We start from the raw sequence: 10,326 nt of genomic DNA, 5'->3' as shown, positions 1-10,326 counted from the left end.
CCCCCGCGGGCCCCCCCCCGCCCCCGCCCCCCCCTTTGCCGTTCAGGCGGGTACTACGGAGCGACCAGTTCCTTCCAGCCCTCGGTCAGGGCCAGGCCGTGTGCGTCGGAGACGGAGTGGTGCGTCACGGCTCCGTTGGCGATGTTCAGGCCGCGGGCCAGCGCCGGGGACTCCTCGAACGCAACCCGGACGCCCTTGTCCGCCAGGGCGACGGCGTAGGGGAGGGTGACGTTGGTCAGCGCGTAGGTAGAGGTGTTCGGAACAGCGCCGGGCATGTTCGCCACGCAGTAGAAGAGTGATCCGTGAACACGGAACGTGGGATCTTCATGCGTGGTGGGACGGCTGTCCTCAAAGCAACCGCCCTGGTCCACCGCGATATCCACCAGGACGGATCCGGGCTTCATGCGCGCCACCATGTCATTGGTCACGAGCTTCGGGGCTCGGGCTCCCGGCACCAGGACAGAGCCGATCACCAGGTCCGCGTCCAGGAGTGCGCGCTCAATCTCGAACGTATTGGAGGCCACGGTCTTAATGCGGCCCGCGTACTGCGCATCAAGTTCGCGCAGACGGTTGATATTGATGTCCAGGACGGTGACATCAGCGTGCGCGCCTACGGCGACTGCGACGGCGTTGGTGCCGGCCACGCCGGCCCCGAGGACTACGACCTTGGCCGGCCGCACTCCCGGAACGCCGCCAAGCAGCAGGCCCGGCCCGCCGGCGGGCGCCATCATGCACTGTGCCCCCACCTGAACGGCCAGGCGCCCGGCAACCTCGGACATGGGAGCCAGCAGGGGCAGGGCACGGCCCTCCTGCACGGTCTCGTAGGCAATAGCGGTGACGCCGGAATCCAGCAGTGCACGGGTGAGTTCCTCTGTAGCTGCCAGGTGCAGGTACGTGAAGAGGATGAGCCCGGGACGGAAGTACTGGTACTCCGAGGAGATCGGCTCCTTCACCTTGAGGATCATGTCCGCGCGCTTCCAGACATCAGCGGCTGCGGTGGCCAGTTCAGCACCCGCCGTTGAATATTCCTCATCGGTAATATTCGAACCGGCGCCGGCGCCGGCTTCTACCAGGACGGTGTGTCCACGGGTGGTCAGTTCATGGACGCCGGAGGCCGTAATGGCCACCCGGTACTCGTTGTTCTTGATTTCTTTGGGGATACCGATAATCACGTTTTGCTCCGGTCATAAGTTTGGAAGTACGAATGGAACCAATCTGGAACCAATTACTGGTGAGCAGGTGTGCGGAGCCGCACGACGGCGGTGCTCCTAGGTATCAGTCCCCCCTGAAGTACCTTCCCCGCCCTGTGCTGCAGCTTTGGCAGCGCGAGCCTCGCGCTGGGACTGAAGCCAGGCCTCGACGTCGGACATCCTGATCCTTCGGTGCGTGCCGCGGTATTCCACCGGGATGACGCCGGCGTCGGTCAGGTTGCGCAGGTAGGTGTGGGAGATCCCGGCCGCTGCAGCGGCCTGGGAGGTAGTGAGCAGCGGATTATGCGCCGGGGTTTCATCTGTGCCGTCTCTCTCCTGCTGCCCAGCAGCTGAGAGGCTGACGGCCGAGCCCGCGGCAAGCCGGCCGAGCAGGTCCAGGACCGCGTCGCGGGCGGCCGGCGGCAGCCGCAGCGCTGTACCGTCAACGAACACCGTGACGTCACCGGACGAAAGTGCCCGGTTCAATGCCGCGGCATCCTTGCCGGCCAGTGCGGGGAAGGTCCTGCTCTGTTGGCTCATGGATCACATCTTGCCAAATGAAACGGGCCGGAAACATGATCTTGCGTCACACAAGTGCGCGCCGCGCCGCCGGGTGCCTCCTTGGCTGACGCGCCGCACCGTGCTGGAATGGGTCCCAGCCGGCGCCGGGCACGGCGCGAACCGCGGATTCAAAGGGGAATCATGAGCAGCCGCACCATACGTGGAGCCGTCTTGGAACGCATCGGAGCGGAGCGCCCCTACGCCGGCAGCCGCCCCCTGCGCGTGGCGGAACTGGAGCTGGAGGGCCCCGGGCCCGGTGAGGTGCTGGTGCGGATCGAGGCCGCCGGGGTATGTCATTCCGACCTTTCGGTGGTGAACGGCAGCCGGGTCCGCCCGCTGCCAATGCTGCTCGGCCATGAGGCGGCCGGACGGATCGAGGAGCTGGGGCCGGATGTTCCGGATCTTCGGGCGGGCCAGCGGGTAGTGATGGCCTTCCTGCCGCGCTGCGGGGAGTGCCCCGCCTGCCGCACGAACGGAAAGATGCCCTGCACCCCCGGCAGCGCAGCGAACAACGCCGGCACGTTGCTTGGCGGGGGTGTCCGGCTGAGCCGGAAGGGCGAATCCGTACTGCACCATCTGGGCGTGTCCGCCTTTGCGACCCACGCCGTCGTCAATTACCGCTCCGTCGTTGCGGTCGACGACGACGTGCCGCCGGCCGTCGCCGCACTGCTGGGCTGCGCCGTGCTTACCGGGGCCGGGGCGGTGCTGAACGCAGCGCGTCCGGGTCCCGGGGACGACGTCGCGGTGGTGGGGCTCGGCGGCGTCGGCATGGCGGCGCTGCTGGCCGCGCGTGCTGCCGGCGCGCACAGTGTTATTGGTATCGACGCGCTGCCGGAGAAACTCAAGCGTGCCCTCGAGCTGGGTGCGGATGCCGTGTACACCCCGGAGCAGGCAGCCGACGCCGGTGTCCGGGCCGCCCTGGCGGTGGAGGCCGCGGGCCATCCGCGCGCTTTCGAGACTGCCTTGCAGCTCACTGCTCCGGGCGGCACCACCGTCACTGTGGGGCTGCCTGCCCCCGACCAGCGCGCAGAGGTCACACCGCTGACCCTCACCGCGGAGGCGCGGACCATCATCGGCAGTTACCTGGGCTCGGCCGTGCCCTCCCGGGACATCCCGGTGTATGCGGACCTGTGGCGCCAGGGGAAGCTGCCCGTCGAAGAACTGGTCTCCGCTGAGGTTGCCCTGGAAGACATCAATGAGGCGATGGACACCCTGGCGGACGGCCAGGCCGTCCGCCAGGTCATCCATTTCGAGTGACCGGCGCCGGACCGGAACATCATAGTGCCGGACGGACCGGGTTAGGCGGCTTTAATACTCCGAGCGAGCCCTGCGAGCGTAGGGGTTTCGTTGCCGCCGTTCCGGTCCGCCCGGCGCTGCTGGCCCGGCGAACCTAGTCCACCAGCTCGTATGCCGGCAGGGTGAGGAACTCCGCGTAGTCTTCGGCGAGGCTGATCCGGCCGATCAGTTCGCTGGCCGGGGCGTACCAGCGGTTGAACTTGTCCTCATCCACTTCGCCGCGCAGCCGCTCGGTCTCCTCCGCCAGCAGGCGCTTAACCAGGTCTTCGGTGACGGTCTCCCCGGTGTCTTCCAGCGTGACGCCGTTGCGGACCTGCTGCCAGACCTGGGAACGGGAAATCTCCGCCGTGGCGGCGTCTTCCATTAGGTTATGAATGGCCACCGCACCGTTGCCGGAGAGCCACACTGCGGTGTACGCGACTGCAACATAGAGGTTGGAGCGCAGTCCGGCCTCGGTGATCGAGCCTCCCGCCGTAGTGACATCCAGGAGGTCCCTGGCGGTCACGTTTACATCCTCGCGGAGCTTGTCCACCTGGTTGGGCTTGTCGCCGAGTACGGAGTCAAAGACCTCGCGGCAGGTTTCCACCATGTCCGGGTGCGCCACCCAGGAACCGTCAAACCCGTCATTGGCTTCGCGCGATTTGTCGGCGGTGACCTTCTCGAACGCCTTGGCGGTGATTTCGGGTTCCCTACGGTTGGGGATAAAGGCGGCCATCCCGCCCATTGCGAATGCTCCGCGGCGGTGGCAGGTCTTGACCAGCAGTTCGGTGTAGGCGCGCATAAACGGTGCGGTCATGGCCACGTCGGCACGGTCCGGCAGCAGGAAATCCTTGCCTGAGTCGCGGAACACTTTGATCATGCTGAACAAGTAGTCCCAGCGTCCGGCGTTGAGTCCCGCGGCGTGGTCACGCAGCTCGTAGAGGATTTCCTCCATCTCGAACGCGGCAGGAATGGTCTCGATCAGCACGGTGGCGCGGACGGATCCCTGCGGAACACCCACGTAGTCCTGGGCGAAGACAAAGACGTCGTTCCAAAGACGGGCCTCCAGATGGCTCTCCATCTTGGGCAGGTAGTAGTAGGGACCCTGGCCGTTCTCCAGGAGCTGCTTCGCGTTGTGGAAGAAGTGCAGCCCAAAGTCCACCAGCGCGCCCACAGCCGGCTCGCCGTCGATCAGCACGTGTTTCTCCGGCAGGTGCCAGCCCCGCGGGCGCATCACAACGACGGCGAGCGGTGCGTCGGTGCGCAGCGCATACTCCTTGCCGTCAGGTGAGGTGAAGGACAGGTCCCCCCGGGCAGCACGGTAGAGGTTGTACTCGGCATCCACCACGTTGTGCCATGTTGGTGTGGAAGCATCCTCCAGATCGGCCAGCCATACCTTGGCTCCGGAGTTCAGGGCATTGATCGCCATCTTGGCGGGGGAGGCGGGGCCGGTCATTTCCACGCGCCGGTCCGTCAGCGCGGGCGGAGCCGGGGCAACGGTCCAGTTCCCTTCCCGGATATCCGCGGTCTCAGGCAGGAAATCCAGGGATTCCCCCGCAGCAATTGCCTCGCGGCGCTTCGAACGGGCGGCGAGCAGGTCATTCCGGGTGGGGGCAAAACGGCGGTGGAGTTCTTCGATGAACGCCAGAGCTTCCGGAGTCAGGATGGTCCCGGCGCCCTCGGCCGGGCTTGGGTCGGTTACTTCAATGGCCATGGTTTCTCCTCTCGCGAGCCGGACCGGTGCCGCCCGCGTCGTCGAAATGCAGCGTTGCCCTGAAACGTACGGGGCGAACGGCGGGGTGTAAACCGCCGGTTTACGCAGTTTCCACCCTCGTCCGGACACCGGATGCATGTGTCGCAGACAGGAAGTGAAAACTTATTTCCGTATCGTGAATATTACGGACGGTTGTGGGACGCGGCAAGGCCGGGCAGCGAACAGGCATGGAGCGCCTGCCCGCACACATCCGGTATTTCCCGGTCTGTACCGGAGAAAAGTTCGGCGGGGCGTGACGATCGTGCCCCCGGGCGCCCTTAATGGAAGGTACGGCGATCCCCCTCCGGGATCCCCCTCTTCAGGAGATGAGTGCCATGGCAGATCCCGCCAAGAATCCTGGACAATCCACCGCATCAGCGGCGGTCACCGGGGAGAGTGAGGCCAGGGACAGCGACCTCGCGCAGCACCGGCCCTCTGGCCCCCTGCACACCCCACGCGGAGACACCACCATCGAAGAATCCGTGGTGCAGAAGCTGGCGGGCATCGCGACCCGCGAAGTCCCGGGCGTCTTCGCCATGGGCAATGCAGCCCGCCGTGCCTTCAGCGCAGTCACCGAACGTATACCCGGGTCCCAGACGAACTACGGCAACGGCGTGAGTGTGGAGAAGGGCGAGCGGCAGGCAGCAGTCGACGTCAGCGTGATCGTGGAGTACGGCTACTCGATTGTTGAAGTCAGCCAGGCTATCCGCACCAATGTGATCCGCTCCGTGGAAAACGCCACCGGGCTGGAAGTCCTGGAGGTCAACGTGAACGTCACGGACGTCCACCTCCCGGACGATGACAGCGACGATGACAGCCAGCCGCAGAAGAAGCCGTCCGGACGGCTGGAGTAGGGCAAGGGCAGGCCCGGCCCGCCGCCGGGCCTGAATCCATAACGTGTTGATACGTCCTAAGGAGAGCACCGATGAATGCAACAAGATGGTGCCTGGTAGTGGGTCTGGTTTTGGGTATTGTGCTGGCTTTCGGGGGGTGGTTCGCCTTCCTCGTCACCATTCTCTTTGGTCTGATTGGACTGCTGGTGGGCTTGGTGGCTGACGGCAAACTGGATATGGCCGGTCTGTTTGGCCGCGCCGCAAGCCGATGACCACCACACAGGTGAGCACTGTGCGCCGTCCGCGGCGGGCCGTGGAGGACCGGGGCAGCACGTCGATGTCCCGCAAGGTCCTGGAGAAGATCGCCAGCCAGGTGGCACGCGACGAAACCGAGGCCGGAGGCTCTTCCGGAGGATTTCTGGGCCTCGGGACACGGGCGGATTTTTCCGCCCGTCCCGAGGCATCGGTCGAGCTGGCAGGAAACATCGCCAGCCTGCGGGTAACCGTAGGGCTGCCCTATCCCGTTCCGCTGCGCCAGGCTACGCATGAACTGCGCGAGCGGATCGCCGGCCGCGTCACCGAGCTGACGGGCGTCCAGGTACGGCAGGTGGACATTACTGTGGCATGGCTGAGGCCGCGTCCGGCATCCTCCGGACGGCGGAAACTGCTGTGAGCGCCGAGTCGCCTCCGGTGGCCCTGCGCCCAAGGCCCAGCCGTTCCGTTCCCGCCACCATCTGCGCCGTCGTACTTCTGGCGCTCGGGGTCGCCGCGATTGTGGCGGCGCTGCTGCGGCTGACCTCGGGGACCTGGCCGGAGGCGCTCACGGCGCCGGTGCAGTGGTTGTCCGACTCGGCATGGAACAGTCCGGGGGTCTGGGCGCTGGGTATCGCGCTCGCCGTCGGTGGCCTGGTACTGCTGCTCGCCGGCATCATTCCCGGCCGCTTCCATGACCTGCCGGTCCGTCTTCCTGACGCAGGGGATCCGGATGCTGAGCGGGCGACGGCCGGCGAACCATCTGCGGTGATGTCCCGCCGCGCCGTGGCGCAGCTGGCGGCCGCTACCTGCGAACACATTGACGGCGTTTCCTCGGCTTCAGCCACAGCCACGGACCGTGATGTCCGGGTCTCGGTCACGACTGCCCTGCATGACACCCAGGACCTGCAGCGGTGGGTCGGTGACGGGGTGCATTCACGGCTGGAAGCCTCAGGCCTGGATCCCGTGCCGCGGGTACGGGTCACCATCCACTCACGGGACTGACCCGGCGTACCGGGAAGGACACAGCATGCGACACCATGCAGGAGCCATGAACCGGACGTGGCTGATCATCATCGGGCTCATCCTGCTTGCCGCGGGAGCAGCCTCGATCCTTTTCTCCTCGGGACTCATGGACCAGCTCTCCGGAGGGAACCTTGCCGGCGAGGAAGAGCCTGTCCTGACTGACGGTCCCGGTGTGCTGGAAACACTTCCGGCTGCGGCCGTGCTGATCGGCGGCATCATCCTGGGACTGCTGGGGCTGTGGTGGATGCTGGCGGAGGTTCCGCGCCGGCGGGCCGCGTCTAGCTACCGCCTTCACGAGGATGCCGCCCGCGGAATCACGCGGTGTGACCCGGCGGTGCTGGCGTCCGCCGTGGAGGACGACGCCGCGTCCCTGCCCGGTGTGGTCAGCAGCACCGCGATGCTGCGCGGAACCGCGGAGTCACCGGACCTGGCCATCCGCCTGACCCTGAATGAGCGGGCTGATGTACAGGAGGCGCTGCGCCGTGTCCGCAGCGACGTGCTGGCGAATCTCAGCCGTGCCCTGGAAGTCCCGCTGCACACGGCCGGAATTGCGCTGGACGTCAGCGGACGTCCAGCGCAGATGGGCAACACGGTTGAATCCACCGGCACCGTCGTCTACTGAGTTGCCAAATCGTTACTTCACAGGCCAAGTGATCTTGCCGCTAACGGTGTTGCCCCGCCGCCGCGCGCGGTAGCCTGAACGGCACTTCGGCCTTACCTGGTGACGGACGGGTTCATGACCATGGTGCAGCACTACCGGGAGGCACTGCCTCCGAACGACCATCCGATCTGTGTCACGTGCGGAACCCAGTACGGGGAACCCCGCACTGACTGTCCGGTGTGCCTGGATGAGCGGCAGTATGTTCCGCTTTCCGGCCAAGCCTGGACCTCGCTGTCCCGCCTGCGTTCGGGCGCCCGGCGTGCCAGCGTGCATCCGCAGGGGCCCGGTGTGCTGGGGATTGGCTGCGAACCGAAGTTTGCCATTGGCCAGCGTGCCCTGCTGGTGAAGGCGGCGGGCGGCAATGTGCTCTGGGACTGCGTCCCGTACCTGGATGAAGAGCTGATTGACCTCATCAATGCAGAGGGCGGACTGACCGCGATTGCCATCAGCCACCCGCACTACTACGCCACCATGGTGGACTGGGCCCGCGAATTCGGCGTCCCCGTCTATCTGCACAGCGCCGACCGGGAATGGGTGGGGCGCAGCGACCCCGCCCTGCAGTTCTGGGACGGGGACCGCATGGAACTTGCCGAAGGGCTGGTTCTCTACCGCCCCGGCATCCATTTTCCCGGCGGCACGGTGATGCACTGGGACGACGATCCGGACGGGCTGGGTGCCCTGTTCAGCGGCGACATCATTCAGGTGATTCCGGACTTCACCCACGTGGCCTTTATGTACAGCTATCCAAACCTGATTCCGGAGCGTCCGGACGTGGTGGAAGCGGCGGCCGAGCTCCTGGCGCCGCTGTCCTACGAACGCCTGTACGGCGCGTGGTGGGATTACATCCTGCCGCGGGGAGCGGACCGGATCGTGCAGGATTCAGCCCGCCGCTACCTCAAGTTCACGCGCGGCTGAGCTGTTCCACAGCCTTCCGCTCAGCTTCGGCCATGGCCTTGTACTCCGCGACCCGCGCCTGGTGCAGCGGCGTCCGGCGCAGCAGGGCGTAGGCCCCGCCCAGCAGGGCAAACCAGATGGGCGTAACCAGCAGCGCGGTCAGGGTGTCCGGCTGGGTTGTGAGCGCCCAGACGATGAACACGAAGAAGGCCAGCACCACGTACACCATTACCCGGCCGCCGGGGAGCTTGAACTTCGACTCCGCATGCAGCTGCGGGCGGCGCCGGCGGTAGGTGAGGTAGCTGAACAGGATGATGGTCCACACGAACATAAAGCAGAGCGCAGAAATGGTGGTCACCAGGGTGAAGGCGGCGCTGACGGAGTCGCCCGCATACAGCAGCACAACGCCGGCCAGCAGGAAGGTGCAGGAGAAGAACAGTGCGTTCTGCGGCACCTTGCGGCGGGACAGCCGGCCGAACGCCTTGGGGGCATCGCCGTCGTGCGCCAGGCCAAAGACCATCCGCGAGGTGGAATAGATACCCGAGTTCGCAGACGAGGCAGCGGAGGTCAGCACCACAAAATTAACGACGGCGGCGGCGGTTCCCAGACCCGCCAGGGCGAACATGCCCACAAACGGGCTTTCCTCAGCGTTGAAGTCGGTCCAGGGAATCACTGACATCAGGACGACCAGGGCACCTACGTAGAAGAGCATGATGCGCAGCGGTATGGAGTTGATGGCCTTGGGCAGGTTCTTCTCCGGGTCCTTGGTCTCGGCAGCGGCGGTGCCCACCAGTTCAATGCCAACGAACGCAAACACTGCGATCTGGAAACCGGCCACAAAACCCATGGGGCCGGTGGGGAAGAAGCCGCCGTTTGCCCACAGGTTTTCGAACCCGGCAGTGGTTCCGGGCTCCGACTCGAAGCGGGTGAGGATCATGACCAGGCCCACCACGATCAGCGTCAGAATGGCGATGATCTTGATCAGGGCGAACCAGAACTCGGTCTCTCCGAAGGCTTTCACCGTGGGAAGGTTCAGGGCAAGCAGCAGGACAATGCAGGCCAGCGCCGGAATCCAGAGCGGAATCTCAGCCCACCAGAAGGTCACGTAGTGGGCGATAGCCACGACGTCGGCAATGCCGGTGACCACCCAGCAGAACCAGTAGGTCCAGCCGGTGAAGAAACCGGCCCAGGGGCCCAGCAGGTCCGCGGCGAAGTCGCTGAAGGACTTGTAACGCAGGTTGGACAGCAGGAGCTCGCCCATCGCACGCATCACGAAGTACAGCATGAAGCCGATGATCATGTAGACGAAGATGACCGAGGGGCCGGCTACGGAGATGGTTTTTCCCGACCCCATGAACAGGCCGGTGCCGATTGCTCCGCCAATGGCGAGGAGCTGGATGTGGCGGCTGGACATCGAACGCGCAAGGCCCGGGTCCTTGGAACTTGTTACCGCAGCTGGATTGTCCGTGGCTGAGGCGGGGGTGGAGCTACCTGGCATGGAGTTCTTTCTCGTTGGCGCCGAGTCGGCGCACCGCCGCCACGACACGCGGCTGGCATCAATATGCACAGATATTCAATGAAGCCTCATGAGAGGTGGCGGAACCGCCGACCATTTCAGTTTCGGCAGTGCTTTGGGGCATGTCAATTTGGGCACCCGGGGCAGCGGCAGCCGTATACCAGATTCCGCGCTGCCGATGAGGCCCGGGTCATACCTTGAAGGGGAATGTCCCGCGGGCTAAAGTCAGGGTGCAGCCACAATTGAATATGCCTTTACCAGCCGTGGCGGGAGAGTCCCGCGCATCAATGCAGACGCGGGCGCCGTAGGAGCAAACCCTCCCCGGGAATCTCTCAGGCCCCTGTACCGCCATGGCGAGGCAACTC

General features: G+C 65.6%; 11 protein-coding genes and 1 riboswitch. Of the genes, 7 read left to right on the top strand and 4 right to left on the bottom strand.

Features of this window, described 5'->3' with window-relative positions:
• Positions 1 to 53 precede the first annotated feature (53 nt).
• Positions 54 to 1,172, bottom strand: a complete 1,119-nt coding sequence (gene ald, locus TVC13_RS07160) for an alanine dehydrogenase (protein ID WP_422400536.1) — start codon at positions 1,170 to 1,172, stop codon at positions 54 to 56.
• Positions 1,173 to 1,268: 96 nt separating this feature from the next.
• On the bottom strand, positions 1,269 to 1,730 hold the full coding sequence (locus TVC13_RS07155; RefSeq protein ID WP_422400535.1) for a helix-turn-helix domain-containing protein: 462 nt from the start codon (positions 1,728 to 1,730) through the stop codon (positions 1,269 to 1,271).
• Between the two features lie 162 nt (positions 1,731 to 1,892).
• On the opposite strand from TVC13_RS07155, the gene TVC13_RS07150 reads away from it, so the two are divergent.
• Complete coding sequence (locus TVC13_RS07150) at positions 1,893 to 3,008, top strand: alcohol dehydrogenase catalytic domain-containing protein (protein WP_422400534.1); 1,116 nt, start codon at positions 1,893 to 1,895, stop codon at positions 3,006 to 3,008.
• Between the two features lie 133 nt (positions 3,009 to 3,141).
• On the opposite strand, the gene aceB is transcribed toward TVC13_RS07150, so the two are convergent.
• Complete coding sequence (gene aceB / locus TVC13_RS07145) at positions 3,142 to 4,740, bottom strand: malate synthase A (RefSeq protein ID WP_422400533.1); 1,599 nt, start codon at positions 4,738 to 4,740, stop codon at positions 3,142 to 3,144.
• Positions 4,741 to 5,114: 374 nt separating this feature from the next.
• Between aceB and TVC13_RS07140 the strand changes: the two genes are divergently transcribed.
• The 6 genes from TVC13_RS07140 to TVC13_RS07115 all read left to right on the top strand — a co-directional run bounded on the left by TVC13_RS07140 (position 5,115) and on the right by TVC13_RS07115 (position 8,466).
• A complete protein-coding gene (locus TVC13_RS07140; RefSeq protein WP_422400532.1) occupies positions 5,115 to 5,633 on the top strand; it encodes an Asp23/Gls24 family envelope stress response protein in 519 nt (172 codons plus the stop codon).
• A 71-nt stretch (positions 5,634 to 5,704) separates the two neighbouring features.
• Positions 5,705 to 5,884 carry a hypothetical protein gene (locus TVC13_RS07135; RefSeq protein ID WP_422400531.1) on the top strand — a complete coding sequence of 60 codons (180 nt, stop codon included), beginning with the start codon at positions 5,705 to 5,707 and terminating at the stop codon, positions 5,882 to 5,884.
• The gene (locus tag TVC13_RS07130; RefSeq protein ID WP_422400530.1) at positions 5,881 to 6,285 is read left to right on the top strand and encodes an Asp23/Gls24 family envelope stress response protein; all 405 of its coding nucleotides are present in this window, start codon (positions 5,881 to 5,883) and stop codon (positions 6,283 to 6,285) included. Before TVC13_RS07135 ends, TVC13_RS07130 begins: the two co-directional genes overlap by 4 nt.
• Complete coding sequence (locus TVC13_RS07125) at positions 6,237 to 6,869, top strand: DUF6286 domain-containing protein (protein ID WP_422400529.1); 633 nt, start codon at positions 6,237 to 6,239, stop codon at positions 6,867 to 6,869. The genes TVC13_RS07130 and TVC13_RS07125 overlap by 49 nt, the downstream gene beginning before the upstream one ends.
• A 25-nt stretch (positions 6,870 to 6,894) precedes the next feature.
• The gene (locus TVC13_RS07120; protein WP_422400528.1) at positions 6,895 to 7,512 is read left to right on the top strand and encodes a hypothetical protein; all 618 of its coding nucleotides are present in this window, start codon (positions 6,895 to 6,897) and stop codon (positions 7,510 to 7,512) included.
• Positions 7,513 to 7,626: 114 nt separating this feature from the next.
• Entirely contained in the window at positions 7,627 to 8,466 is an 840-nt protein-coding gene (locus tag TVC13_RS07115; RefSeq protein WP_422400527.1) for an MBL fold metallo-hydrolase, read from the top strand.
• On the opposite strand, the gene cycA is transcribed toward TVC13_RS07115, so the two are convergent.
• The gene (gene cycA, locus TVC13_RS07110; RefSeq protein ID WP_422400526.1) at positions 8,453 to 9,943 is read right to left on the bottom strand and encodes a D-serine/D-alanine/glycine transporter; all 1,491 of its coding nucleotides are present in this window, start codon (positions 9,941 to 9,943) and stop codon (positions 8,453 to 8,455) included. The two genes, TVC13_RS07115 and cycA, sit on opposite strands and share 14 nt — an antisense overlap.
• 275 nt (positions 9,944 to 10,218) lie before the next feature.
• A riboswitch (glycine riboswitch) is annotated at positions 10,219 to 10,319 on the top strand.
• The last annotated feature ends 7 nt before the right edge of the window (positions 10,320 to 10,326 follow it).

The sequence above is a fragment of the Arthrobacter sp. 3Tela_A genome, from assembly GCF_049311025.1.
In the GTDB taxonomy this organism is placed as follows: Bacteria; Actinomycetota; Actinomycetes; order Actinomycetales; family Micrococcaceae; genus Arthrobacter_B.
Note: the sequence above shows the minus strand (reverse complement) of the source record. Positions and strands in the feature narration are given on the sequence as shown.